Raw genomic sequence first — 25,728 nt, forward strand, 5'->3', positions numbered from 1 at the left:
ATGTGACGGAGGCCTCGCTTAGTCTCGCGTTCCGAGCATGATGCCGAACAGTGTGAACGGTTTTCAGGCGACATCATGCTCTGACTCTTTAATTGAGAACAGGATTCAGATTTTAGACCGATCGGCCTAAAATCATCCTGTTCTAGGGAGACACAGCACATGAAGCACGAACGCCCTGGCATCGAACTTTCCGGACGACCGCTCGGTTTTGCCGAGATGGTGACGATTGGTGCGGGCAAGGCTGTGATTTCGGCTTCGGCGACAGGCATGGCCCGCATCGCAATCGCCCGCGAGGTCGTCGAGGATGCGATTGCCTCCGGCATGCCCGTTTACGGCTCGACGACAGGCGTCGGCGCCATGAAGGATGTGGAATGGTCGGCCGACGAACTCGACACCTTCAATCTCGGCCTGGTGCGCGCCCATCATTTCGGCACCGGCACACCCTTTTCCTGCAATATCGTGCGCAATGCCATGGCGATCCGCATCAACACGGCGCTGACCGGCCAGGTCGGCTGCACGCCGGAGCTGATCCAGGCCTATATCAGGATGCTCGAGGCCGATCTCATCCCGGTCGTGCGCCGTACCGGCTCGATCGGCTGTGCGGATATCGGCCTGATGGGACAGATCGGCGCGGTACTGACCGGCGTCGGCGAAGCGATCTATCGCGGCAACCGGATGCAGGCGGCCGAGGCTTTCCAGGCGGCCGGGCTGGAACCGATGCAGATGGCGCCGCGCGATAGCCTCGCCTCGCTTAGCATCAATGCGGTGAGCTTTGCCTCGGCGGCGGAAACGACGCGCAATGCTGCTGCCTCGATCCGCGTCCTGCTGGCGACAGCGATGATGGCGGCCGGCGCGCTCGGTGCTTCCCGCGATCCCTGGAGGGCGGTCCGGCATGTCGGAACGGCGCGCGAGGCGTTGATCGGCGCCTGGCTTTGCAATGCCGCCGACGAATGGAACTGGCCCGTCGCAACGCATGTGCAGGATCCGCTCAGCCTGCGCATGATCGCCCAGGTGTTCGGCGCGGTGATCGAAAACCTCTTATCGACCGGCCACAAGATCCTTGCCGCCACCGGGCGCTCGGACGACAATCCCGTCGTGGTCGAAGGCCGGGTGATGACGTCGGGCGGTTCGCTGCCGCTCGATGTGACAATCCTGCTCGAATCGGCAGCACTCTGTATGGCGCATGCAGCGCGCAACGCCTTCAACCGGTGCGTCATTCTCGGCAACGGCCAGCGGCGCGACCTGCCGGTCAATCTCGTGCCGCCGGGGCGGATTGCCACCGGTTTCGGGCCGATCATCAAACTTGCCGGCGAGATCTTCTCGCGCGTGCTGTCGATGTCCAATCCCGTGTCGGCCCAGTCACTGGTTGTTGCGGCCGGGCTGGAGGACGAAGCTGCCTTCCTGCCGCTCGTCATCGAGCGCTTCGACCGGCAGATGCGGGCGCTGAAGCGTCTCGCAGCCCTCGAGGCGCTGCTGTCTGCCCAGGCAATCGACATTCTCGGCGATGAGCCGAAGGGTGTCGCCGCCATGCTCTATGAGGTCGTGCGCAAACATGCGGATTTCTATACGGTCGACCGGCCGCTTTCGGCTGAGGTCGAGGCGATCGAGGAGGAGCTCGGCTCGGACGACTTCGTCTCGAAGCTGACCGAACAGGTTCCGATCGCGTCCTTCGACGATTTCTTCGCCCTCGGATCGCAGGAGCGTGTCGAGGAGCGGCTGACCAGCTAAATGAAAGAGTTAGAGCATGATGCCGTCCGAAAACCGCTCACACTTCTCGACATCATGCTCCAGCCGGCAGTCTGATCCAGTTTAGGGAGGAAGCGGCATGGATTTCGATCTCGTTCTGCAGGGCACGGTGGTGCTGCCGGAGCGCATTCTCGACGAGGGTTATGTCGCCGTGCGCGACGGCAAAATCGCCGAGGTCGGCCTCGGCGTGCCGCCTGCGGGCCGCGAACGGCATCTGCTCGGAAAAGCGCTGATCCTGCCCGGCGCGATCGACGCGCAGGTGCATTCGCTTTCCCAGAAGGACCAAGAGGATTTCCTCTGGTCGACGCGCTCGGCGGCGGCCGGCGGGGTGACGACGATTGTCGACATGCCCTATGACGAAGGCAATCTCGTCTGCTCGGCGGCGGCGGTGAAGCGGAAGATCGACCATGCCAGCCCGCAAGCGCGGGTCGATTTCGCGCTTTACGGCACCGTCGATCCGGAAGAAGGCCCCGCACGGATCCGCGAAATGGTGGAGGCAGGCGTTGCCGCCTTCAAATTCTCGACCTTCGGCACCGATCCCAAGCGCTTTCCGCGCATTCCGCCGGCCCTGCTCGACGCCTGCTTTGCGGCAATCGCGCCGACGGGGCTGACGGCGGGCGTGCACAATGAAGACGATGAGACCGTGCGCACTTACGTGGAGCAGGTGAAGGCGAGCGGCATCACCGACTGGCGGGCGCACGGCCTGTCGCGGCCGCCGATCACCGAGCTGCTGGCGATGCACACGATCTTCGAAACGGGTGCTCATACCGGCTGCCCGGCACATGTGGTGCACTGCTCGCTCGCGCGCGGTTACGATATTGCGCGCGCCTATCGCCGCGACGGCTTTGCGGCGACTGTGGAATGCTGCATCCATTACCTGACGCTCGACGAGGAAAACGACGTGAAGCGGCTCGGCGGCAAGGCGAAGATCAATCCGCCGGTGCGGCCGCGCGCCGAGGTGGAGAGGCTCTGGCGGAAAGTGGCTAACGGCGATGTCTGGCTGGTCTCGACCGATCACGTCAGCTGGTCGGAAAACCGCAAGACCAATCCCGACATGCTCGCCAACGCCTCCGGCATTCCCGGCCTCGAGGTGATGATGCCGCTTTTCATCAAAGGCGCCGTCGAACGCGGCATTCCGCTGACATGGGCAGCCAGGCTAATGGCGGAAAACCCGGCGAAGCATTTCCGGCTCGACCATATCAAAGGTGCGCTGACCCCGGGCAAGGATGCCGATATCGTCGTGCTCGAGCCGCGCGACAGTGTCTATCACGCCGCCGCGAGCGGTAACAACGTCGTCGGCTGGAGCCCCTATAACGGCCTCCGCCTGCCCTGGACGGTTTCCGCCACCTACCTCAGGGGCGAAAAGATCGCCGAGGGCGCCAAGGTGCTGGCTGAACCCGGCACCGGGCGCTTCGTTCGGCCGCTGCCGCGCCAGGTCATTGCGGGAGCCTTCGCATGAGCCGCAATCTTCCCGTCAATGCCGACCGGATCGCTGCAGATATCGAGACGCTGGCCGGGATTACCGAGCCGGGGCATCCCTGGACGCGGCGGGCCTTCTCGCCGCTCTTCCTCGACGGCAGGGCCTATATCGAAGCGCGGATGAAGGCGGCGGGACTGGAAACACGGATCGATGCCGCCGGCAATCTGGTCGGCCGGCGGACAGGCCGGAAGCCGTGGCTCGGCACGATCATGGCCGGCTCGCATTCCGACACGGTGCCGGACGGCGGCCGCTTTGACGGCATTGCCGGGGTAATTGCGGCGCTGGAGGTGGCGCGCGCGCTACGCGATCAGAATATCGAGCTCGATCATGATCTGGAAATCGTCGATTTCCTCGCCGAGGAGGTGAGCATCTTCGGCGTGTCCTGCATCGGCAGCCGCGGCATGACCTGCCAACTGCCGGAGGCTTGGCTTTCGCGTGTCAGCGACGGACGCGACTTGGCCGAGGGCATCGCCGAGGTCGGTGGCCGACCCGACGTGCTGATGCAGCAGAACAGACCCGATATAGCGGGCTTTCTCGAGCTTCATATCGAACAAGGCCCGGTGCTCGAAGCTGAAAAGGAGGATATCGGCATCGTCACCGCGATATCGGGCATCACCCGCATCGAGATCACCGTCGAAGGGCGGGCCGACCATGCCGGCACGACGCCGATGGACCGCCGGGCGGACGCGCTGGTGGCGGCGTCACAGCTGGTGCTCGATATCCGCAATGCCGCCGCCGAACTTGCCAAAACGCCGGGGCATTTCGCAGCGACGGTTGGCGAATTCACGATCGAGCCGAACGCCGCCAATGTCGTGCCTTCGAAGGTGGTGCTGCTGATCGATGGCCGTGCCGAAATCCGCGCCGACATGCAGGCATTCTGCCGCTGGCTCGACGGCCATGTCGAAAAGCTGGCGGGGGCCTATGGCGTGACGATCAAAACGCCGAACCGGGTTTCCGACAATCAGCCGACGCCTGGCGATGCCGGGCTGCTGTCGATCTTGGAGGCTGCCTGCGAACGGGTCGGCGCAAAACATCGGCGCATGGCCTCCGGCGCGGGGCACGATACGGCCTGGATCGCCAAGGTGGCACCGGCGGCGATGATCTTCGTGCCCTGCCGGGAAGGCCGCAGCCATTCGGCCGACGAATGGGCTGACAATGACGATATCGCGCTCGGCGCCGCCGTGCTTTTCGAGGCGGTGCGCGAGATGGACAAGGGCTTGATTAACAAGGGCTTGAATCAGGAGAAGGCGAATGGGTCGCATACTCGTTGAGAAGGACGTGGAAGCTGCCGTCAAGGGCGGCTCCGTCTATGCCGCCGGCGGCGGCGGCTGGGCCGATCACGGGCGGATGCTCGGTTATGCCGCCGTCAATGTCGGCAAGCCGGAGCTGGTCTCGATCGACGAGTTGAAGGACGAGGACTGGATTGCGACTGCGGCCGCGATCGGCGCGCCGGCCTCCACCACCCCCTGGGAAATGCAGGGCATCGACTATGTGAAATCAGTGCAATTGCTGCAGGAGGCGCTCGGCGAAAAGCTTTCCGGGCTGATCATCGGCCAGAACGGCAAATCCTCGACGCTGAACGGCTGGCTGCCGTCGGCAATCCTCGGCACCAAGGTGGTCGACGCGGTCGGCGATATCCGCGCGCATCCGACAGGCGACATGGGCTCGATCGGCATGGCCGGTTCGCCCGAGCCGATGATCCAGACCGCTGTCGGCGGCAATCGCGCCGAGAACCGTTACATCGAGCTGGTGGTGAAAGGGGCGACGGCAAAGATTTCGCCGGTGCTGCGCACTGCTGCCGACCAATCCGGCGGCTTCATCGCCAGCTGCCGCAATCCGCTGAAGGCCTCCTATGTCCGCACCCATGCGGCGCTCGGCGGCATCTCAATGGCGCTTGCGCTCGGCGAAGCAATTATCGCGGCGGAGAAGCGCGGCGGATCAGCCATCATCGACGCGATCTGCAAGACGACGGGCGGGCATATCCTTGCCGAAGGGATCATTACCCGCAGGGAGGTCGTCTACACCAAGGAAGCCTTCGACATCGGCACGATCACCGTCGGCGCAGGCGAAATGTCGGTGACGCTGCATGTGATGAACGAATATATGGCGGTGGACGATGCGGATGGCAAAAGGCTTGCGACTTTCCCCGCGGTCATCACCACGCTTTCACCGGAGGGCGAACCGCTCAGCGTCGGCCAGCTCAAGGAGGGCATGCATGTCTTCATCCTGCATGTGCCGATGGATATCATTCCGCTGTCGGCAAGCGTGCTCGATCCGACCGTCTACCCCGTCGTCGAAAAGGCGATGGGGATCGAGATCGCACGTTATGCACTGGCAACGAGGGCCTGAGCCATGGCGCGCGATCCCGGTCTCGAAGAACTGATGCGTGAGGAACTCGGCGGCCGGCCGGGCCTTGCCGAGAAATCCATGTTCGGCGGCTTGGCCTTCATGCTGAACGGCAATCTTCTCTGCTGCGCGCGCCATGACGGCATGCTGATCCGTCTCGGCAAGGGCAATGACGGCTGGGCGCTGGCACTGCCAGGCGTGATCCGGATGCTGTCGGGCGAAAGGGTGATGCATGGCTGGGTGCGAGGCAATGCCGAGGTTTACGGCGACGATGCCCTGAGACGGCGTCTGCTCGATGCGGCACTCGCCTATGTGGAATCGATGCCGGAGAAATAAAGACTGAGCTTTTCCCCTTCTCCCCAGCGGGGAGAAGATGTCCGAAGGACAGATGGGGGCGAGCGGCAAAGCCGCGAGTGCCTGAGCGCAAGCGAAGGCAGGCAAGTGCATGCCGTGCAGCCCCCTCATCCGACCCTTCGGGCCACCTTCTCCCCCGAGGGGAGAAGGGAAAAGCAACCAAACGAGGAACCCACGATGCCGAAGGCCAATCCACGTCATCCGAAATTTCCGATCCCCGGCGGGCCGGAGCTGCGCGCCAAGGGCTGGCGGCAGGAAGCGCTGCTGCGGCTGCTCGAAAACGTGCTCTCCGTCGGTGAGGATCCCGACAATCTGATCGTCTATGCCGCGCTCGGCAAGGCGGCCCGCAACTGGCCGGCGCACAGGGGCATCGTCAAGGCGCTGACCGAGATGGAGGAAGACCAGACGCTGCTCATCCAGTCCGGCAAGCCGATCGGGCTCGTTCGAACGCATGCCAAGGCGCCGCTTGTTATCATGGCGAACTGCAATATCGTCGGGCAATGGGCAAAGGCCGAAGTGTTCTACGAGTTGCAGCGCAAGGGACTGATCTGCTGGGGCGGGCTGACAGCCGGCGCCTGGCAATATATCGGCAGCCAGGGCGTCATCCAGGGCACCTACGAGATCTTCATGCGCATCGCCGAGCGGCGCTTCGGCGGCGATCTTTTCGGTCGTTTCGTGCTGACGGCCGGCCTCGGCGGTATGGGCGGGGCGCAGCCGCTCGCCGGCCGCATGGCGGGGGCTGCAATCCTCTGCATCGACATCGATCCGGAGCGCGCCCGCAAGCGCCAGCAGATCGGCTATCTCCAGGAAATCGCGCCGGATCTCGATACCGCCCTTCAGATGATCGATGCGGCGGTGAAGGACAGGCGGGCGCTGTCCGTCGGCCTCGTCGGCAATGCGGCGGAGGTCTATCCGGAAATCGCCCGGCGCGGCATCGTGCCCGATATCGTCACCGACCAGACCTCGGCGCATGACCTCGTCTACGGTTACGTGCCGAAGGGCATGAGCCTCGGTCAGGTCAAGGGCCTGCGCGACGATGGCCAGGGCCAGTTGATGGCGGCAAGCCGCGCCTCGATCGTCGAGCATGTGACGGCAATGCTGGAGTTCCAGAAGCGCGGCTCGGAAGTGTTCGACAACGGCAATCTGATCCGCACGCAGGCCAAAGAGGGCGGCGTCGCCAATGCCTTCGACATTCCGATCTTTACCGAAGCCTATCTCAGGCCGCTGTTTGCCCGGGCGATCGGTCCATTCCGCTGGATGGCGCTATCGGGCGAGGAGAGCGACATCGCCCGGATCGATGATCTGCTGCTCGAGATGTTCCCCGACAACAAGATCATCACCAACTGGATCCGGCTGGCGCGCGAGCATGTGCCCTTCGAGGGTCTTCCGGCCCGCATCGCCTGGCTCGGCCACGGCGAACGCACCGCACTCGCAAGGCGCGTCAACGCGATTGTGGCAGACGGCACCCTTAAAGGGCCGGTTGCCTTCTCCCGTGACCATCTCGACGCCGGCGCCATGGCGCATCCGAATATCATGACCGAGGGGATGAAGGACGGCTCCGATGCGATTGCGGACTGGCCGCTGATCGATGCGATGATGCTCTGCTCGTCGATGGCCGATCTGGTCGTCGTCCATTCCGGCGGCGGCGGCTATGCCGGCTACATGACGAGCTGCGGCGTCACCGTTATCGCCGACGGCACGGATGCCGCCGACGAACGGCTCGACCATGCGCTGACCAACGATACGGCGCTCGGCGTCATGCGTTACGCCGATGCGGGTTACGAGGAGGCGCTTGATGAGGTGGCGAAGAAGGACGTGCCCTATATCCGGCTTGGTTGATGTGCGGGAGGCCGACGTCAAGCGATCAGATTGGAGACTTCGAGGAGGTTGCCGTCGGGGTCCCTGAAATAGACCGAGCGCAAACGCCCAGTCGCACCGGTGCGCTCAACCGGACCCTCTTCAATCGCAACGTCCGCGGCCTGTAGATCAGCGATGACATCGGCAAGCGGTGTCTCGGCGATGAAGCAGAGGTCACCGGAGCCGGGTGTGGGGTGTCTCGCCTTGGGATCGAATTCGTGGCCGGCCTGATGCAGGTTGATCTTCTGCCCGCCGAATTTCAGTGCCTTGCGGCCTTCCGCGAAGGTTTCGACCGACATGCCGAGGATGCGGGAATAGAAATCGCAGGTGCTCGCGATATCGGCGACGGTCAGCACGAGATGATCGAGATGGTCTATGCGGATCATGCTTTTCTCCTCGCAAGGCGCTGGGCGACACAGGCGGAGATAAAGGCCAGCGCCAGCATGGCAAGGGTGAAGACGACGACGGCGGCCCAGCCTTCAACCGCGAAGAACCACCCGCCCGCCGAACCCATGAGGCTGGAGCCGACGTAATAGGCGAGCATATAGAGCGATGAGGCGTGGCCTTTGGTGCCATGCGCCAACTTGCCGACAAGGCCACTGGCGATGGAATGGCTCATGAAGAAGCCGGTCGTGAGCACTATTATACCGAGGATGATGACCGGGAGCGAGGCAAAGAGCGTCAACGCGCTGCCGGCGGCGGTGAGCGCCAGACCGAAGAGAAGCACGGAAAAGTGCCCGATCCGGTCTCCGATCAGACCGCCGATCGAAGAGGCGCCGATGCCGAAGAGATAGACGGTGAAGATCAGCCCGAGTTCGGTCTGGTTGAGGTCGTAAGGCGGCGCCACCAGACGAAAACCGGCATAGTTGTAGATCGTCACGAAGGAGCCCATCGCCAGGAAGGCAATGGCGAAGATGAAAGGCAGCGCTGGATTCCTGAGGTGGCCAAGCCAGGCTTTTGCATGAAAGCTTGGATCGAAGCCCGACCGGCGGACGAAATTGCGTGACGGCGGCAAGAGGGCGATGAAGCCGATCGCGGCGGCAAGGCCAATGGCGCCGATGAGAAAAAGCGCCGGACGCCAGGTGAGATATTCGGCGAAGATACCGGTCAGCACGCGGCCGGACATGCCGCCGAAGGCCGTGCCGCCGACATAAAGGCCCATGGTGGCGCCAAGACCGCGCGGATCGATTTCCTCGGCGAGATAGGCCATGGCGACGGCCGGCACGCCGCCGAGAACGAGGCCCTGCAGCGCGCGGATGACAAGCAGCAAGTGCCAGTTCTGGGCAAAGGCGGTGGCGATGGTCAGCAATGCCGCGCCGACCAGCGATATCGACATCAGGCTGCGGCGGCCAAGGCCTTCCGAGACGGCGGCGGCGCAGACGATGGCAACCGCCAGGAAACCGGTGGAGAGCGACAGGGACAGCGAGCCTTCGGCCGGGCTGACGGCGAATTGCTGCGAGAAAATCGGCAGCAACGGCTGCACGCAATAGAGCAACGAAAAGGTGGAGAAGCCGGAGAGGAAGAGCGCCAGGCTGGCGCGGCGATAGGCGCCGGTTCCGCGGGTCAGATAGTGTTTTTGCCCTGGGATCGCAGCTGTCTCGGCGGTCTTTATTGCATGCGCTGACGTCGGCATCTCTTCATCCTTCCGACCTTCGATCTAGTCAACGCCACTCCATTTTTCCAATATATGAAACTAGCGATTTCGATAGGTTTTGGAGATGACGATCGAGCTGCGGCACTTGCGATATTTCCTGGTGGCGGAAGAAGGCAACTTCACCCGTGCCGCCGGCAAACTCGGCATCGGGCAGCCGCCGCTCAGCCAGTAGATCCGCGATCTGGAGAGGAAGACGATGTCGTGCTCGCTTGCCGCGGGCGGGGTTCGAGCTGGCCGTGGCGCAGGAGGCGCCGCAGATTTCCTTCTGGTGCCGCCGATCTCGACGTCTCGATCGTGCCGGCCTCCATTTCGCAGATGAAGCTCGAAGGTGCGGCCTACCGGCCGATCGAGGGGCCGCCGGCCGTGGCGGCCTGGCGCTGGCAATGCTGAAAACACATCGCTCGCCGGTCACCGAGAACCTGATCAGCTTGCTGAGCTAGCTAAAGCGCGTCGCGATCTTTCCGATTCGCTCTTCGCGCTTTAGGTCTTTGTTTTGCGCATGTCGTTCCCGCAAAACCGCTGCACACTTTTGCGCGACATGCTCTAACCCACCGGATCCCAATAGGGCGGATCACCAAAACTCTTCTTCAGATGATCGGCGATGGCGCGGAGCTTGGCGGAGGGATTTCGGCCTTCGGGATGGGCCATGTAGATGAATTCGGCCTCAGGCTTGTGGCCGACATCGATTTCGGCAAGCCGGCCCTCACGGATGGCCGGGCCGGCGATGAAGGCAGGCAGCAGCGCGATGCCGAGCCCTGCAATCGCGGCGTCGCGGAGCATGTCGCCATTGTTGATGCCGAGCGCCAGTTTCGCGCGGACGACGATCGCACCGTCGGGCGTCTGGAAGCGCCAGTCGGCAGCGCCGCGATTGGTGTAGAAGATGCCGCGATGGCTGTTGAGATCATCAAGCGACGACGGAATTCCCCGGCGGGCGAGATAATCGGGCGAGGCGCAGAGAAGGCGGCGACTGCGCGTGAGTTTCCAGGCGACCAGCCGGCTATCGGCGATCGGGCCGTTGCGGATAATGGCATCATAACCGTCCGAGGCGGCATCGACGCGCCGGTCATCGATATCGAGGGTCAGTTCGATCTCGGGATGTTCGGCAAGAAAGGGATAAAGCGCCGGGCCGAGATGCATGCGGCCGAAGGTGACGGGGGCGGCGATGCGGATCGGGCCGGACAGCGTTCCGCGCCGTTCGGCCATATCGGCCGCGGCTTCCTCGATCTCGCGTACGATGCGCGCGGCGCGCTCCAGGAAGACCGCGCCATCCTCCGTCAAGGTGAGCTTGCGGGTCGTTCGGTGCAGCAGCATGCCGCCCAGCGACTTCTCGAGTTCCGCCAGCCTTTCGCTGACGACGGATTTGGACAGCCGCAGGCGCCGGGCCGCCTCGCTGACCGAGCCCGCCTCAACCACGGCGACGAAAGCCGCAATACCCTCGATCCTGATCATCGTTCGGCTTTTCCGAATTCGAATTCCCCAATCTGGAGACTAATCCGAACGAAAGGAAAATGCCATCTTCCCTTCATCGAAAGGGACGGCAGGGGCCCCCTCACCTTAAACGCAGGAGATGGATCCATGAACCGTTTGAACAACAAGGTCGCAATCGTCACCGGCGCAAGCTCCGGCATCGGCCGCGCCACGGCAAAGCTCTTTGCCGCCGAAGGCGCCAAGGTCGTCGTCGGCGCCCGCCGCCAGGGCGAACTCGACAGTCTCGTCGCCGAGATCAAGGCAGAGGGCGGCGACGCCATCGCCATTGCCGGGGACGTGCGCTCGGAAGACTATCACAAGGCGCTGGTCGTCGCCGCCGTGACGAATTACGGCAAGCTCGACATCGCCTTCAACAATGCCGGCACGCTCGGCGAAGCCGGTCCGAGCACCGCCGTTTCGGAAGCAGGCTTCAGCGAGGCACTGGCGATCAATCTGACGGCCTCCTTCCTCGCCGCCAAGCACCAGATCGGCACAATGGTGGAGAATGGCGGCGGCTCGGTGATCTTCACCTCGACCTTCGTCGGCTACAGCTTCGCTTTTCCGGGCGTTGCCGCCTATGCCGCCAGCAAATCCGGCCTGATCGGCCTGACGCAGGCGCTTGCCGCCGAATTCGGCCAGCAGGGCGTGCGCGTCAATGCCATCCTGCCGGGTGCTGTTGATACCGACATGTATCGGGACATGAACGACACGCCTGAGAAGCAGGCCTTCGTCACCAACCTGCATGCGTTAAAGCGTGTCGCGACACCCGAAGAACTTGCCCGCTCGGTTCTCTATCTCGCCTCCGACGATGCGAGCTTCGTCACCGGCACGGCGTCGCTGGTCGACGGCGGCGGTTCGATCACCCGCACCTGAGACGGCGCGGCGCGATTATCCGCTGCGGGTTGACGATCCTTCAACGCGCCGGCTTATCGCGCCGCCTTTTTCAGGGCATTCTCCCAACAACGGGCCGCGGCCCAAAATTCGATCAAAGGAACGTCATCATGTCACGCCTGCAAAACAAGACAGCCCTCATCACCGGCGGCACCAGCGGCATCGGTCTCGAGACCGCCCGCCAATTCATCGCCGAGGGCGCCCGCGTCGTCGTTACCGGCAGCAGCGCGGCAAGCGTCGAGGCGGCCCGCGCCGAACTTGGCGGCAAAGCCACCGTCATCCAGGCCGATGCCGGCAATGCGGTCGGCCAGAAGGCCGTCGCCGATAGCGTGAGAGAGGTTTTCGGCACGCTCGACATCCTCTTCGTCAACGCCGGGGTCGCCGAATTCGGGCCGCTGGAACAGTGGAGCGAAGCCGCCTTCGACAAGTCGGTTGATATCAACGTCAAAGGACCGTTCTTCCTGATTCAGGCGCTGCTGCCGATTTTTTCGAAGCAGGCCGCGATCGTGCTCAACACCTCGATCAACGCCCATATCGGAATGCCGAACTCCAGCGTCTATTCGCTGACGAAGGGTGCGCTGCTGACGCTTGCCAAGACATTGTCGGGCGAACTCATCGGCCGCGGCATCCGCGTCAACGCCGTCAGCCCCGGTCCGATCGCCACACCGCTTTACAGCAAGCTCGGCGCCTCGGAAGCCCAATCGAAGGCGATGGCCGAGCAGATCCAGGCCCAGATCCCCGTCGGCCGTTTCGGAAATCCCGGCGAAGTCGCCAAGACGATCGTCTTCCTCGCCTCCGATGAGGCGGCCTATATCGTCGGCAGCGAACTCATCATCGACGGCGGGATGAGCAACCTCTGACCCGACGAAGATGACAGCTGACGTCATGAACGGGGCGGACCCGCCGGCTGCGGCCGATGGGTGCCGTCCCCGCGATTGCATGTTCAACGCCAAAGGCTTAGGGTCGAGGGTGGTCAGAAAAGGCAACGGGAAGAAGGCCATGGCTCTCAGCGGCAAACGCATCCTCCTCATCATCTCCGGCGGCATCGCGGCCTATAAGAGCCTGGATCTGATTCGCCGGCTGCGCGAGCGCGGCGCGAGCGTGCGCCCCGTCATGACCAAAGGCGCGCAGGAATTCGTCACGCCGCTTGCCGTTGGTGCACTGGCGGCGGACCATGTCTTCCTCGATCTGTTTTCGCGCCAGGACGAACAGGATATCGGTCATGTAAGGCTGGCGCGCGACTGCGACCTCGTGCTGATCGCTCCTGCCACCGCCGATCTGATGGCGAAGATGGCGAACGGGCTTGCCGATGATCTCGCTTCGACCGTGCTTCTGGCGACGAACAGGCCGGTGCTGGCGGCACCGGCGATGAACCCCGGCATGTGGGCGCATCCAGCGACGCGGCGGAATGCGGCAATGCTCCGAGCCGACGGCATCCGCTTCGTCGGGCCGATGGCCGGCGAGATGGCGGAAAGCCGGGAGGCGGGGCTTGGCCGGATGGCGGAACCGCTTGACATTGTCGCTGCGGCCGAAACCCTGCTCGACGATGGAGAAAAGCCGCTCAAGGGACGTAAAGCGATCGTCACGTCAGGACCGACGCACGAACCGATCGATCCGGTGCGTTATATCGCCAACCGCTCCTCCGGCCGGCAGGGGCATGCGATCGCCGCAGCCCTTGCAAAGCTCGGGGCTGATGTGACGCTCGTATCGGGGCCGGTGGCGATCGCCGACCCCGTCGGCGTTGACACCGTGCATGTCGAACGGGCGGAGGAAATGCGCGATGCCGTGCTTGCGGCACTGCCGGCCGACATCGCGGTGATGGTGGCAGCGGTGGCGGACTGGCGCGTCGCCTCGGCCGCCGACCAGAAGCTGAAGAAACATCCCGGCGAATCCATTCCGACGCTGGCGCTGACCGAGAATCCGGACATCCTGAAAACCGTCGGCCATCATACGATGCGGCCGAGGCTCGTGATCGGCTTTGCCGCCGAGACGCAGGACGTCGAAAGCAATGCGAAGGCGAAACTCGAAAGGAAAGGCGCCGACCTGATCGTCGCCAATGACGTTTCCCCCACGACAGGCATCATGGGCGGCAGCCGCAACAGCGTCAAACTCATTCGCCGCGACGGGGTCGAGCAATGGCCTGACCTGACGAAGGAAGAGGTTGCCGAAAGGCTCGCGGCGCTGATCGCCAAGCAGATCGGCTAACGCCGAGCGGCTCAGCTGATCGCAAGCGGCTCAGGCAGGAATGGCGACCCGCTGCGGCTTGGAGGCGCTCCGCTTCTCCGGCCGGAAGTCGGCGACATCGATGCCGCCTTTACCGACGGTGACGGCGCTGCCATCCGGAATTTCCGCCCAGGCATCGCCATCGTCGTTCAGCGGCTCGGACACAAGGCAATAGCCCGCGCCGACGGGAGAAGCATAGAGCGTCGGGGCCCTGCGATCTGTGGCATAACGGATCGCATAGAGCGTGTTGCCATCGGAGAAGGCAGCGGTAAAACGCAGCAAGATCGAGCCTATGGTGTTTTCCGCCAGGTCCTCGATGAAGCCGATCATTTCCGCCATCGCGGCGACCGGCGCTTCGCGCAGGCCGAACTGCAGCGCCAACAGGAACATCAGCTCGGAATCGGTCGTGCCGCCGCGGGCATTGAACAATTCATCGTCGAGCATCGCCTCCATCGGCCGGCGCAGGCGCTCGAAGCCGGAGATCTGGCCGTTGTGCATGAAGGACCAGGTGCCATTGGTGAAGGGATGGCAGTTGTCGCGGCGCGTGCCGCCGCCTGTGGCAGCGCGGACATGGGCGAGGAAGAGCGGCGAACGGATCTGCCGTGCCAGGCTCTTCAGATTGCAATCCGACCAGGCCGGCAGGATATCGCGGTAGCGGCCGGGCTCGGGCCTGTCACCATACCAGGCAATGCCGAAACCATCGCCATTCGTCGCCGTCTTGGCGCGGGTGGCGCAATGCGACTGCTCGATCAGGGAATGGGCGGGCGAGGATACCAGATCTTCGAGATAGAGAGGGTCTCCGCGATAGGCTGCCCAGCGACACATGGCTCTTTGCTCCGGAACCCGCCGCATCGGCGGGAAATGCTGAAACTCAACTGAATTGTCGAATGTCGTCGCTAATAACAGCTTAACGCCCGGCCGGTTTGCAAGTGAAACATGACGATTTCTTGACGCCTGACCTCTTCAAATTCGGCGAAACGCTGTGTTCTTTTGTGAACACTGCGTTGTCTGCCCCGCAGACTTCGCGCCCGGCAGCCGGGCGGCTATAGTCGCCGCCAAGTTGAACCCCTAGGAGGACGCCATGTCGATCCGCCCCGTCAAGCATGAAAGTACTGCCACACCGACCATGGAAGGCGCCGGCGTAAAGCTGCACCGCGTCTTCGGCTTCGGCGATCCCGCGATGACCGATCCCTTCCTGATGATGGATGATTTCCGCAACGACAATCCGGCGGAATATATCCGCGGTTTTCCCTGGCATCCGCATCGCGGCATCGAGACGATCACCTATGTGCTCGCCGGCACCGTCGAGCACGGCGACAGCTTGGGCAATAGCGGCCTGCTCGGCGCCGGCGACATCCAGTGGATGACAGCCGGCAGCGGCATCATGCACCAGGAAATGCCGAAGGGCGATTTTGCCGGCCGAATGCACGGCTTCCAGCTCTGGGCGAACTTGCCCTCCTCGCTGAAGATGACGGCGCCGCGCTACCAGGACGTCAAATCCACCGATATTCCTGTCGTCGTCGATGATGACGGCACGGCGGTGCGGGTGATCTGCGGCGATTTCTGGGGCAAGGCCGGTCCGGTCGATGGTGTCGCCGCCGAGCCGATCTATCTCGACGTGTCGGTGCCGCCCGGCCGGAAGAAGCGCCTGCCGGTCGATACCTACCGCAATGCCTTCGCATATATCTTCGCCGGCTCCGGCACCTTCCGCGATGCATCGAAACCCTTCGGCGTGCGCGTCGAGAAGGAAGTCGACGGCGAGGAATTGAATATCCGCGACATGTCCGGCAACCGCACGCTCGTGGTCTTCGACAGCGGCGACGAAGTGACGGTGCAGGCAGGCGACCAGGGCATCCGTTTCCTGCTTGTCTCCGGCAAGCCGATCGAGGAGCCGGTTGCCTGGCACGGCCCGATCGTGATGAATTCGCGCGAGGAAATCATGCAGGCGATGCGCGAACTGCAGAACGGCACCTTCATCAAAGCTGCGCATTGAACGCATTTCTCTCTTGCATCTGCGAAGAATCAGCCTAACTTTAAGTCATCAGCAACAGAACGAAAGGAAGGTGATCCAATGTCTAATGAGATTTCGGACCTCGTAACGGGCATGGAAGAGGTGACGAAGGCGAGGCAGCCCTCGCTCTAATCCCCGCCTTCCTAGGGCTGCATAGACAGTCCAGGCCAGTTAGAGGCCAAACTCATGGAAAGGGTCGCTGAGGCGGCCCTTTTTTACTGTCTTGATGTCTTTATTGTCTTGATGCCAGGCGTTGACGAAAGATCGAAATCTCACTACTCGTAAGGTCATCTGATGACTTTATGAGTAGTGAGATGCGAGCGCTCAGCAAAACCAATCTCGCCGATGAGGCGATCGAGGCGATCCGCGGCGACATTCTCGGCAAACGCTGAGCGGTCGGCGAAAAATTGCCGAATGAAGCCTCGCTCTCGGCCATGCTTTCCGTCAGCCGCGGCACGGTGCGCGAGGCGGTGCGCGTTCTCGCCTCTCAGGGTTATCTCGAAACAAGGCAGGGTTCGGGAACCTATGTCCGCGCGACCAGCGACGCCGGCCGGCCGCTGACAATGGCGCGGCGCGCCAGCCTGCGCGACCAGTTCGAGGCGCGCTTGGCACTCGACGTCGAGGCTGCCCGGCTGACGGCGATGCGCAAGACGCCGGAGACGGTCGCCGGACTTCGCAGGCTGCTTGCCAAACGCGGCAATTACGACGGCGGCAACCAGGCCGCCTTCATCGAACGCGACCTCGCCTTTCACAAGGCTATCATCGCCGCTTCGGGCAACCGGGCGATGATCGAGATCTACGATTTCTTCTCGGACTCGATCGCCGATACCATCGCGGCGACGCTCGGCAAGGACATTCCCGAGCCGGATATGCAGGCGCATGCCGATATCGTCGACGCCATCGAAACCGGCGACCCCGGCAAGGCGGATGCGGCGGTGCGGCGCTTCATGGCGCCGGTTCTTGCCGCACTCGACCGGATGATCCTGTCATGAACACGCCTGCCAACCATGCCGTCAGCGCGCTCGATGCCGCCGACGAACTGCTTGCAGACGCCGAGGCCGGCAGCCTTCCGCCGCCGCAGGTAATACCGGTGCGGGGAGTTGCGGATCGGATTCTGCTCGGCGCAAGCCTGGTGCTGATCGCTTTCAACCTGCGCCCGGTCTTCTCCAGCGCCTCGGCGCTGCTGCCGGAAATCCGTGGGGAATTCGGCCTGAGCGCGCTGGGCGCCAGCCTGCTGACGACGCTTCCGGTCGTCTGCCTCGGCGCCTTCTCGCCGCTTGCCCCTCGTCTTGCCCAGCGCTTCGGGACGGAACGCACGCTGCTCGGCGTTCTCCTGCTTCTGGCACTCGGCACCGCATTGCGCGGGCTTTCCTCCATACCGCTGCTCTTCATCGGCACCGCCCTTGCGGGCGCCTGCATCGCCGTCGGCAATGTGCTGCTGCCGGGGCTGGTGAAGCGGGATTTCGCCGGGCGCGCCGCGCTGATGACCGGCTTCTACACGATGGCGCTTTGCGCCGGGGCGGCCAGTGCCGCCGGGCTGACGCTGCCGATCGAGCACGCACTCGGCGGCTCTCTCGCGGGCGCGCTCGCCATCTGGGCGCTACCCGCCCTCGCCGTCAGCCTGCTCTGGCTGCCTGAGGTTCTTCGCAGCGGCACCCAGGTTAGACGAAATGGCTTCCACGTCAAAGGCCTCTGGCGTGACCGGCTCGCCTGGCAGGTGACGCTGTTCATGGGGCTGCAATCGGCGCTTGCCTATTGCGTCTTCGGCTGGCTGGTTCCGATCTTGCGCGAACGCGGGCTGGACGGCGTCACTGCCGGGGCAATCGTTTCGCTGTCGGTGATGGTGCAGGCGGCATCCTGCCTGATCGTGCCGCATATCGCCGTGCGCGGCCGCGACCAGCGGCTGATCAATGCGAGCCTCTGTGGCGTTGCCGTCATCGCCCTGCTCGGCCTGCTCTTTGCGCCGCTTTCGACGGTCTGGCTGTGGGCGGTGCTGCAGGGCATCGGCCAGGGTGGGCTGATCGCGGCGGCCATGACGACGATCGTGCTGCGCTCGCGCGATCCCGATATCGCAGCCCATCTTTCCGGCATGGCGCAATGCGTCGGTTACCTGCTCGCCGCCATCGGCCCGCTCATCGTCGGCCTCATCCGCGGCTGGACCGGAAGTTTTTCCTGGTGCGCGGTTCTCTTCGTTGCGCTCGGGCTTGGAGCGGCGATCAATGGCTGGAAGGCCGGGCGGGCGGTCGAGATCAATGTCCATGCGGTCGAAAAGGACGGCTGAGCCCTTCGCTCACCTGTCCATCACCATCTCTTGATGCCGGTCGTCAGCCGCGGATGTTGCGCTATCTCAGCCTCTCATTCCCCACCGCCGGAGGAGACATCTTGCGCATACGAACCCTGTTTCTGCTCGCCGCACTTGCGGCAATGCTGACCCCCGCCCTTTCCTATGCGCAGGAAAGCAGTCAGCCGAGGGCAAATGTCCACAGCGGCGCGCGCGACGGCGTATTGAAGCTGCTGCCGGCCGATTCCGTCACAGAGCACGCGCTGACGATCGGCGACCGGAAGCTCGCCTATACTGCAACCGCCGGCACGCTGGATCTCTTCGGCCAGGACGGCGCGCAGACCGGCGCGATCTTCTACACCGCCTATGTCGCGCGGGATGCCGGGCCGAACCGGCCTCTGACCTTTGCCTTCAACGGCGGGCCGGGTGCTGCTTCCGCCTTCCTGCATCTCGGGCTGGTCGGGCCGAAGGTGCTCGATTTCGGGCCGGACGGACGCGACGGCGCCAATGCGAAACTCGTCGATAACGAGCAAAGCTGGCTCGATTTCACCGATCTCGTGCTGATCGACCCGATCGGCACCGGCTGGAGCCGGACGGCGAAGGCCGACGACGCCTCCAATTATTATAACGTCAACTCAGATGCTGAGAGCATCGCCAAGGCGATCGCGCTCTATGTCGCGCACAACAACCGTTCCAACTCGCCAAAATATCTTCTCGGCGAGAGTTATGGCGGCTTCCGTGCGGCCAAGGTCGCCTCGGTGCTGCAGGAAAGCCAGGGAATCATTGTCGCCGGCGCGGTGATGCTTTCCCCCCTGCTCGAGGGCCAGTTGATGTTCAATGCCGATCAGTTCGCGCTCGGCGCAGCGCTGGAGCTGCCGTCACTTGCGGCAGCCGAACTCGACCGGCACAAGGCCTTCGACGAAGAGAAGCAGAAGGCGGCCGAGATCTTCGCGCTTGGCGACTATCTGACGACGCTGGCCGGGCCGCCGCCGACGGGTGCCGACGCCGCCGTCTTCTATGGCAGGATCGCCGGGCTGACGGGCATTCCCGAGGATATCGTTACCCGCAACCGCGGCTTCCTCGGCAATTCCTACGTCAAACATTCGGACGCCGGCAGCGGCGAGGTGATGAGCGCCTACGACGCTTCCTTTGCAGCACCCGATCCCTATCCGGAATCGGATTACGATCGCGGCGACGACGCCATCCTCGACGGCTTCGCCCGCGCCTATGGCGGCGCCTTTGCCGATTACGCCCGCAACGAGCTCGGCTTCAAGACCGAGATGACCTATTCGCTGCTCGACGGCGATATCAGCCGACGCTGGGAATGGGGTGGAGGACGTGGCGGCGGATCGCGCTTCCAGGCCAGCGCCACCGACAACATCCGGCAGCTGCTCGCCTCGAACTCGGCATTCCGTCTGCTGATTGCGCATGGCTACAGCGATCTGGTAACGCCCTATGGCGTCAGCCGCTACGTGGTCGACCACCTGCCGCCCTCGCTCGCCGGTGGCCGCGTCGGGCTGAAGCTTTATCGCGGCGGGCATATGTTCTATACGAAAGCCGATCAGCGGGCGGCCTTCACGGCGGATGCGAAGGCCTTCTACGCCACACACCCGGCCGCTCCGCCGGCAGACTGAGGAATCGCCGATGCATATCACCGGAGGATGCCACTGCGGGGCGATCCGCTATCAGGCGGAGATCGACCCGGAGCGGGTCTCGATCTGCCATTGCACCGATTGCCAGCGGTTGACGGGCTCCGCCTATCGCATCACAGCACCAGCGCGGCCGGGAAGTTTCACGCTCACGTCAGGTGAGCCAAAAGCCTATGCAAAATATGGCGACAGCGGCGGTCTCAGCCGTCAATTCTTCTGCCCGAATTGCGGATCGCCGCTCTACCGCACAGACGGCGAAGGCGGCGCCATCGGCATCCGCGTCGGCGGTATCGACCAGCGGCGGGAATTGGTGCCGAAAAAGCAGATATGGTGCCGCTCGGCTTTGCCTGGGCTGGCGAATATCGAAAAGCTGCCACGCTTCGAGAGAGAGGATTAGGCTCAGGCCGGCTTACCATCGCGCCTTTATTCCGGCAGCGGCATACCAGGCCAGCGATCGGTCACGCCGGCCTGGACCGGACGCTCCAGATAGGTGGATAGGGCGATATAGCTGCGGGTGCCGGTGACACCGGGAACGGCATGGATCTGGGCGAGAAAAGCTTCCAAGGCCTGCGGGCTGGCGGTGCGGACCTTGAAGAGAACGCTGGCGTCGCCGGCGACCGAATGCATCTCCTCGACCTCGGGAAACTGCAGGACCTGCATCAGCCGCTCGCTCTTGCCCCAGCCGGCCGCCTCCACATGCACGAAAGCAAGCAGCGGTTTGCCAAGGGCTGCGCCGTCCAGCGCAGCATGCACGCCCTTGATGGCGCCGGATTGTCTCAGTCGGCGCACACGCTCATGCACGGCCGGCGCCGAGAGGCCGACCGTTTCGCCAAGCCTGGCATAGCTCTGGCTGCTGTCGGCGGCGAGCGCGGCTAATATCCTTCGGTCGAAGGCATCGATGACCGGCGGCTGGGGCCGTCTCCGCCGAAGATCGTCTGTATTTTTCACCATTCCGCAAACTCCCCTTTCTGCCGAAGAATAATCGCCGATACTGGCATTCTTCAATAGAATATTCGGAGGAGGAGAAATCTCATGGAGATGATCGCGCACAATCCAGCAAACGGGATCTATGCGGCCAGCCCTGATTACATCCATGCGCTGGAGGTCAGGCAACCGTCCCGGCTGCTCTTCGTCAGCGGCACCATGGGTCTCGATCAACAGGGAATGGCCGCGGCCGATCTGGAAGGCCAGTTGGATCTCATCTGGTCCAATCTGCGCGCCATCCTCACGTCCGCTGATATGACGGTGGATAATATCGTGCGGCTGACGAGCTATCTCAGCGACGGCGCCTTTGTGGAGGCGAACCAGAATGCCCGTCTTGGAGCCCTTAACGGCCGCGCCGTGCCGACCACGGCGATCATCGTCGAAACGCTCCGCGACGACTGGCTCGTCGAGATCGAAATCATCGCCGCCGGCTGACGGCAGATTGGCCGTCGCATCCCCAGGGATGCGACGGCTGCGGCAATCAGGCCGCCTGTTTCAACAGGCCGAGCGCCTCGGCCAGATCGACCTCACCGCGGAAACCGCCACTGCTTTTCGCCTCCTGCCGATGCTCGATCGCATGGGCGAAACGCACGGCCGGCTCCTGCTGCATGCGCTCATAGAGGCGATGCAGGCCGGGAAACTGCCGGCGGTCGACGACCTGGTGAAAGTCGTTCCAGCGGGCGATGCCGACGAAATAGGCATCCGCCAGGCCCGGCCCGTTGCCGAGAAGCCATTCGCGGCCGTCGAGCAGACGCTCCAGCGTCTGGTGCGCCTTTTCGACCGCGGCGATTCCATAGGCGGTGAGGACCTGCTTCTCCTCCGGCTCCATTGGATGCTCGATCGCATACCAGAGCGGGCCGAAGGCCTTGAAGAAGGTGGTGTTGAGAAAGGCGAGCATCTGGTTCAGCCGATCGAAATCCGCCGCCCCCTGCACAAAACCCAGACCGTTGCCGACTGCGCGGGCACCAATATGGTGGAGGATCGCCATGCTTTCGCTGATCGTCCTGCCATCTTCGAGCAGCAGCGACGGCGTTTCGCCGACTGCGTTGATCCGCTTATATTCTTCGCTGGAGACTATTTCCGGCATCTCAACGCGGCAGAGCCGATAAGGCAGGCCGGACCATTCCAGCGCGACGATCGAGCCGAAGGAGCAGCCTTCAGGGACGCCGTAAAACAATATGGGTGACATCAATCGTTCCTTTCAGAATTGAACCCGTTTGGACGCGATGAATGTGAGGATGTGGACGATCTTGCGGTAGATGCTATAAATGCATCGCAATGTCCACATATCTGGAAGCTGACGATGGCGCTTTTCAACCTCAACGACCTCCATCTTTTCGTCCAGGCCGTCGACAGCGGCAGCTTTACGGCTGCGGCGAGACATCTCGGCATGCCTAAATCGACGGTGAGCAAGCGGGTTGCAGAGCTGGAGGGGCGGCTTGGCGTACGGCTGATCCAGCGCACGTCGCGAAGCTTCGCACTGACCGAACTCGGCCGGGAGTTCTTTCAGCATGCCCAGGCCTCGATCATCGAGGCGGAGATGGCCGAGGGCATCGTGCGGCGGCATCTGGCCGAACCTGCCGGCAGCGTTCGCCTGACCGCCTCGGTGCCGACGGCACAGTTTACCTTGACGGAGCATCTGCCGGCGCTGGCGGTGCGCTATCCGAAGCTCCGGCTTTCCGTGCATGTGACGGACCGTTTCGTCGATATCGTCCAGGAAGGGTTCGACATCGCGCTGCGCAGCCACCGGACGCCGCTGCCGGATTCGGCGCTGGTCCAGCGGAAGCTCGCCAGCCATCCTTTCTTCATCCTCGCCTCGCCGGATTATGTGAGTGCCCATGGCGAGCCGCGCCGGCCGGAGGAACTGGCACAGCATGCGACGATCATGACCAGCCTGACGGAGGACCAGTGGCGGCTTTATTCGGGCGGCGATGAGGCTCTCGTCATGCTGCAATCCGTCATGGCGGCGGATGAGCCTTATGTCTTGATGGAAATGGCCATGTCTGGGCTCGGCATCACCTGCCTGCCGACATCCGTCTGCCGCAAGGCGCTGGCAGAGGGGCGGCTGGTGCGGGTGCTGCCGGAATGGACGGCCGGCAGCATCGAGACGACCATCCTGATGCCGCATCGGCGCGGCCAGCTGCCGGCGGTGCGCGCCGTCGTCGATTTCCTGGCGGAGCGGCTTGGCGGATGATGATCACGCCGCCTTGGCGGCGTGATATTCCTTGATGGCGACCATCTTGATCGCCGGATGGCGCTCGGACTCGTAACGCAGCGAGAAACCGTCCTGGGCGAGGAAGACGGGGTCGCCGTCGAGATCGCGGGCGATATCGCCGCGCTTGACGGTGAGGAATTTTTCGAGGTCGGCCGGCTGCTCGGCCGAAATCCAGCGGCAGACGGAGAAACGCGACATTTCGAAGGAGACCGGCAGGCCGTATTCGGCCATCAACCGCTCCTTCAAGACGTCGAGCTGGAGGGCACCGACAACGCCGACGATCGCCGGCGAGCCGTCTTCCGGCGAAAACAACTGGACGACGCCTTCTTCGGCCATCTGCTGCAGGGCTTCCTTCAGCTTCTTCGCCTTCATCGCATCTTCCAGGCGCACGCGCCGCAGGATCTCCGGCGAGAAGTTCGGCACGCCCTGGAAGACCAGCGATTCACCTTCGGTCAGCGTATCGCCGATCCTCAATGTGCCGTGGTTCGGAATGCCGACGACGTCGCCGGCATAGGCGGTGTCGGCGAGCTGGCGCTGCGAGGCGAAGAAGAATTGCGGCGCCGTCAGGCCGAGCTGCTTGCCGGTGCGGGCGAGCCTTGCCTTCATGCCACGCTCGAGCTTGCCGGAGCAGATGCGGGCAAAGGCGATGCGGTCGCGGTGGTTGGGGTCCATGTTGGCCTGGATCTTGAAGACGAAGGCCGTCATCTTGTCGTCGGTCGCATGCACGGTCCTGGTATCGGCGACCTGGTCACGCGGCGGCGGCGCAAAATCGCCGAGCGCGTTGATGAGGTCGCGAACGCCGTAATTGCGCAGCGCCGAGCCGAAGAAGACCGGCGTCATATGGCCTTCCAGGAAGGATTCGCGGTCGAAGGGACGGCAGGCCTCGATCGCCAGCTCGGTCTCCTCGATGAAGACCTGGCGTTCGTTTTCCGGCAGCCTGCCGGCCACGCTTTGCGGGCCATTGACCGGCGTTCCCTCGATTTCGGTATCCGAACCGCGCACCGTGTTGGCGGCGATATTGTAGGAACCGCAAAAGGTCTTCGAGCGACCGATCGGCCAGGTGATCGGCGCGGTATCCAGCGCCAGCTTCTCTTCCACCTCGTCGAGGATCTCGAAGGGATCGCGGCTTTCGCGGTCCATCTTGTTGATGAAGGTGATGATCGGGATATCGCGCATGCGGCAGACTTCGAAGAGCTTCAGCGTACGCGGCTCGATGCCCTTGGCGGCATCGATGACCATGACGGCGGCGTCGACGGCGGTCAGCGTGCGATAGGTGTCGTCGGCGAAATCCTCGTGGCCGGGCGTGTCGAGGATGTTGAAGACATTGTCGTTATATTCGAAGGTCATCACCGAGGTGACGACGGAGATGCCGCGTTCGCGCTCGATCTTCATCCAGTCGGAGCGCGTCTGCATGCGATCCTTCTTGGCCTTGACTTCGCCGGCAAGCTGAATGGCGCCGCCGAACAGCAGCAGCTTTTCGGTGAGCGTCGTCTTGCCCGCATCCGGGTGGGCGATAATAGCGAATGTGCGGCGGCGGGAGACCGCCTCGGCGAGACTTTCGGCCATGCTTGTGAATCCTGTGGAATTGCCGCGTATCTAGCGATTAAAGCCCGGCAATGCAATTGACCTTGCCCTTCCACGCGCAAAGTAATGGGCCATGACCATTCATCACGATCTCAGCCCGATGCTGAACCTCATTCGCCTGGCCAATGGCGAAGGCCTCGATCTGCCCGCCTACGAAAGCAAGGGAGCGGCCGGTTTGGACCTGCGCGCTGCCGTCGACGAGGCAGCACCACTGACACTTCTACCCGGCAAGCGGGCGCTGGTGCCGACGGGCTTCATCTTCGAGATCCCCGAAGGTTTCGAGGGACAGGTGCGGCCACGCTCCGGCCTGGCCTTCAAAAACGGCATCACCTGCCTGAATTCGCCAGGCACCGTCGATAGCGACTATCGCGGCGAGGTGAAGGTGCTGCTGATCAATCTCGGCGAGGAGCCCTTCGTCATCTCGCGCGGCATGCGCATCGCCCAGATGGTGATCGCGCCGGTGACCCAAACGCGGGTGGCGGAGATTACCGCGGCCAGCGAAACGACGCGCGGCGCAGGCGGCTTCGGCTCCACCGGCGTGTGATCGACCGGTTCAAACATTGAAGCCGCTGATTGGTTGATCAGCGGCGGACGGCATTTGTTGGGGGCGCTTATGTTATTCAAAAGGGCGCCACGGCGCCTGGTTGCAGGACTGGCCGCAGCGCTGGTTGGAACACCTGCGCTTGCGATCGATACCACAAAGCTGCAGTCAATTCGCTCTTCGTTGTCTGTGGAAGAGATCGTGGCTTTTGCCATGGCGAAATCGACAGCGCCGATTCTCGACATCGACAAACCCGTCGACGTGAACATCATCATCAATGTGAAGGGTATGGAGAGGAGCGATATTCAAGCTTTGCAGCTAGAGCGGGATTGTTTTAGTCGGAATCGGAACAGGGATTCCCTTTCTGGTGCAAATCAGATTCACCATTCTGGCGGGTGCAGGAGGCCGGTCTGGATGGCGAAACCTTTTTCGGATGATCTTCGGG

General features: G+C 63.3%; 23 protein-coding genes and 4 pseudogenes. 20 read left to right on the forward strand and 7 right to left on the reverse strand.

What is annotated here, in order from left to right; translation table 11 throughout:
- Positions 1-159: 159 nt before the first annotated feature.
- The 6 genes from ACIPSK_RS22940 to ACIPSK_RS22965 all read left to right on the forward strand — a co-directional run bounded on the left by ACIPSK_RS22940 (position 160) and on the right by ACIPSK_RS22965 (position 7,765).
- Positions 160-1,728, forward strand: coding sequence for an aromatic amino acid lyase (locus tag ACIPSK_RS22940; RefSeq protein WP_162115423.1), 1,569 nt, complete (start codon positions 160-162; stop codon positions 1,726-1,728).
- 97 nt (positions 1,729-1,825) lie between these two features.
- Complete coding sequence (locus ACIPSK_RS22945; protein WP_162115424.1) at positions 1,826-3,205, forward strand: dihydroorotase; 1,380 nt, start codon at positions 1,826-1,828, stop codon at positions 3,203-3,205.
- A complete protein-coding gene (locus tag ACIPSK_RS22950; RefSeq protein ID WP_162115425.1) occupies positions 3,202-4,497 on the forward strand; it encodes a Zn-dependent hydrolase in 1,296 nt (431 codons plus the stop codon). The genes ACIPSK_RS22945 and ACIPSK_RS22950 overlap by 4 nt, the downstream gene beginning before the upstream one ends.
- On the forward strand, positions 4,478-5,575 hold the full coding sequence (locus tag ACIPSK_RS22955; RefSeq protein ID WP_162115426.1) for a DUF917 domain-containing protein: 1,098 nt from the start codon (positions 4,478-4,480) through the stop codon (positions 5,573-5,575). The genes ACIPSK_RS22950 and ACIPSK_RS22955 overlap by 20 nt, the downstream gene beginning before the upstream one ends.
- A gap of 3 nt (positions 5,576-5,578) precedes the next feature.
- Entirely contained in the window at positions 5,579-5,908 is a 330-nt protein-coding gene (locus ACIPSK_RS22960; protein ID WP_162115427.1) for a TfoX/Sxy family protein, read from the forward strand.
- A gap of 195 nt (positions 5,909-6,103) precedes the next feature.
- Entirely contained in the window at positions 6,104-7,765 is a 1,662-nt protein-coding gene (locus tag ACIPSK_RS22965) for a urocanate hydratase (protein ID WP_162115428.1), read from the forward strand.
- A gap of 17 nt (positions 7,766-7,782) precedes the next feature.
- Here the strand turns inward: ACIPSK_RS22965 and ACIPSK_RS22970 are convergent, their stop codons facing one another.
- Positions 7,783-8,169: a VOC family protein gene (locus ACIPSK_RS22970; RefSeq protein WP_162115429.1), complete on the reverse strand. Its 387-nt coding sequence runs from the start codon at positions 8,167-8,169 to the stop codon at positions 7,783-7,785.
- Positions 8,166-9,416, reverse strand: a complete 1,251-nt coding sequence (locus tag ACIPSK_RS22975) for an MFS transporter (protein ID WP_162115430.1) — start codon at positions 9,414-9,416, stop codon at positions 8,166-8,168. The genes ACIPSK_RS22970 and ACIPSK_RS22975 overlap by 4 nt, the downstream gene beginning before the upstream one ends.
- 91 nt (positions 9,417-9,507) lie before the next feature.
- On the opposite strand from ACIPSK_RS22975, the pseudogene ACIPSK_RS22980 reads away from it, so the two are divergent.
- Positions 9,508-9,606, forward strand: a pseudogene (locus ACIPSK_RS22980) (LysR family transcriptional regulator); the annotation flags it as partial.
- Between the two features lie 23 nt (positions 9,607-9,629).
- Positions 9,630-9,877, forward strand: a pseudogene (locus tag ACIPSK_RS22985) (LysR family transcriptional regulator); the annotation flags it as partial.
- 103 nt (positions 9,878-9,980) lie between these two features.
- On the opposite strand, the gene ACIPSK_RS22990 reads toward ACIPSK_RS22985, so the two are convergent.
- Positions 9,981-10,886, reverse strand: a complete 906-nt coding sequence (locus ACIPSK_RS22990; protein WP_162115431.1) for a LysR family transcriptional regulator — start codon at positions 10,884-10,886, stop codon at positions 9,981-9,983.
- A 126-nt stretch (positions 10,887-11,012) separates the two neighbouring features.
- Here ACIPSK_RS22990 and ACIPSK_RS22995 point away from each other — a divergent pair, with 126 nt between their 5' ends.
- The 3 genes from ACIPSK_RS22995 to coaBC all read left to right on the forward strand — a co-directional run bounded on the left by ACIPSK_RS22995 (position 11,013) and on the right by coaBC (position 14,000).
- Positions 11,013-11,777 carry an SDR family oxidoreductase gene (locus ACIPSK_RS22995; protein WP_162115432.1) on the forward strand — a complete coding sequence of 255 codons (765 nt, stop codon included), beginning with the start codon at positions 11,013-11,015 and terminating at the stop codon, positions 11,775-11,777.
- Positions 11,778-11,905: 128 nt separating this feature from the next.
- Complete coding sequence (locus tag ACIPSK_RS23000) at positions 11,906-12,655, forward strand: SDR family oxidoreductase (protein ID WP_162115433.1); 750 nt, start codon at positions 11,906-11,908, stop codon at positions 12,653-12,655.
- 139 nt (positions 12,656-12,794) lie between these two features.
- Positions 12,795-14,000: a bifunctional phosphopantothenoylcysteine decarboxylase/phosphopantothenate--cysteine ligase CoaBC gene (coaBC, locus tag ACIPSK_RS23005; RefSeq protein ID WP_162115434.1), complete on the forward strand. Its 1,206-nt coding sequence runs from the start codon at positions 12,795-12,797 to the stop codon at positions 13,998-14,000.
- 30 nt (positions 14,001-14,030) lie between these two features.
- Here the strand turns inward: coaBC and ACIPSK_RS23010 are convergent, their stop codons facing one another.
- Complete coding sequence (locus tag ACIPSK_RS23010; RefSeq protein WP_020486177.1) at positions 14,031-14,843, reverse strand: class II glutamine amidotransferase; 813 nt, start codon at positions 14,841-14,843, stop codon at positions 14,031-14,033.
- Between the two features lie 256 nt (positions 14,844-15,099).
- On the opposite strand from ACIPSK_RS23010, the gene ACIPSK_RS23015 reads away from it, so the two are divergent.
- From ACIPSK_RS23015 to ACIPSK_RS23035, 5 genes and pseudogenes are all read left to right on the forward strand, one after another.
- Complete coding sequence (locus ACIPSK_RS23015) at positions 15,100-16,011, forward strand: pirin family protein (RefSeq protein ID WP_003544775.1); 912 nt, start codon at positions 15,100-15,102, stop codon at positions 16,009-16,011.
- A 332-nt stretch (positions 16,012-16,343) separates the two neighbouring features.
- Positions 16,344-17,021, forward strand: a pseudogene (locus tag ACIPSK_RS23020) (FadR/GntR family transcriptional regulator).
- Complete coding sequence (locus ACIPSK_RS23025; RefSeq protein ID WP_162115435.1) at positions 17,018-18,310, forward strand: CynX/NimT family MFS transporter; 1,293 nt, start codon at positions 17,018-17,020, stop codon at positions 18,308-18,310. The pseudogene ACIPSK_RS23020 and the gene ACIPSK_RS23025 overlap by 4 nt, the downstream one beginning before the upstream one ends.
- A 101-nt stretch (positions 18,311-18,411) precedes the next feature.
- Positions 18,412-19,944 (forward strand): S10 family peptidase, encoded by a 1,533-nt coding sequence (locus ACIPSK_RS23030; RefSeq protein WP_162115436.1) that lies wholly within the window; start codon positions 18,412-18,414, stop codon positions 19,942-19,944.
- A 10-nt stretch (positions 19,945-19,954) separates the two neighbouring features.
- A complete protein-coding gene (locus tag ACIPSK_RS23035) occupies positions 19,955-20,356 on the forward strand; it encodes a GFA family protein (RefSeq protein WP_017966689.1) in 402 nt (133 codons plus the stop codon).
- A 26-nt stretch (positions 20,357-20,382) separates the two neighbouring features.
- Here ACIPSK_RS23035 and ACIPSK_RS23040 read toward each other — a convergent pair whose 3' ends face one another.
- The gene (locus ACIPSK_RS23040) at positions 20,383-20,964 is read right to left on the reverse strand and encodes an Lrp/AsnC family transcriptional regulator (RefSeq protein WP_162115437.1); all 582 of its coding nucleotides are present in this window, start codon (positions 20,962-20,964) and stop codon (positions 20,383-20,385) included.
- Positions 20,965-20,991: 27 nt separating this feature from the next.
- Between ACIPSK_RS23040 and ACIPSK_RS23045 the strand changes: the two genes are divergently transcribed.
- Entirely contained in the window at positions 20,992-21,378 is a 387-nt protein-coding gene (locus ACIPSK_RS23045; RefSeq protein ID WP_162115438.1) for a RidA family protein, read from the forward strand.
- A 46-nt stretch (positions 21,379-21,424) separates the two neighbouring features.
- Here the strand turns inward: ACIPSK_RS23045 and ACIPSK_RS23050 are convergent, their stop codons facing one another.
- Positions 21,425-22,132, reverse strand: a complete 708-nt coding sequence (locus ACIPSK_RS23050) for a glutathione S-transferase family protein (RefSeq protein ID WP_162115439.1) — start codon at positions 22,130-22,132, stop codon at positions 21,425-21,427.
- A 114-nt stretch (positions 22,133-22,246) separates the two neighbouring features.
- Here ACIPSK_RS23050 and ACIPSK_RS23055 point away from each other — a divergent pair, with 114 nt between their 5' ends.
- The gene (locus tag ACIPSK_RS23055; RefSeq protein WP_162115440.1) at positions 22,247-23,137 is read left to right on the forward strand and encodes a LysR substrate-binding domain-containing protein; all 891 of its coding nucleotides are present in this window, start codon (positions 22,247-22,249) and stop codon (positions 23,135-23,137) included.
- Between the two features lie 3 nt (positions 23,138-23,140).
- Here the strand turns inward: ACIPSK_RS23055 and ACIPSK_RS23060 are convergent, their stop codons facing one another.
- Entirely contained in the window at positions 23,141-24,724 is a 1,584-nt protein-coding gene (locus ACIPSK_RS23060; protein ID WP_131605476.1) for a peptide chain release factor 3, read from the reverse strand.
- A gap of 91 nt (positions 24,725-24,815) precedes the next feature.
- Between ACIPSK_RS23060 and dut the strand changes: the two genes are divergently transcribed.
- Positions 24,816-25,286 (forward strand): dUTP diphosphatase, encoded by a 471-nt coding sequence (dut, locus tag ACIPSK_RS23065; RefSeq protein ID WP_162115441.1) that lies wholly within the window; start codon positions 24,816-24,818, stop codon positions 25,284-25,286.
- A gap of 69 nt (positions 25,287-25,355) precedes the next feature.
- A pseudogene (locus ACIPSK_RS23070) lies at positions 25,356-25,728 on the forward strand (hypothetical protein); the annotation flags it as partial.

It is taken from the genome of Rhizobium sp. LARHSG275 (assembly GCF_052871115.1).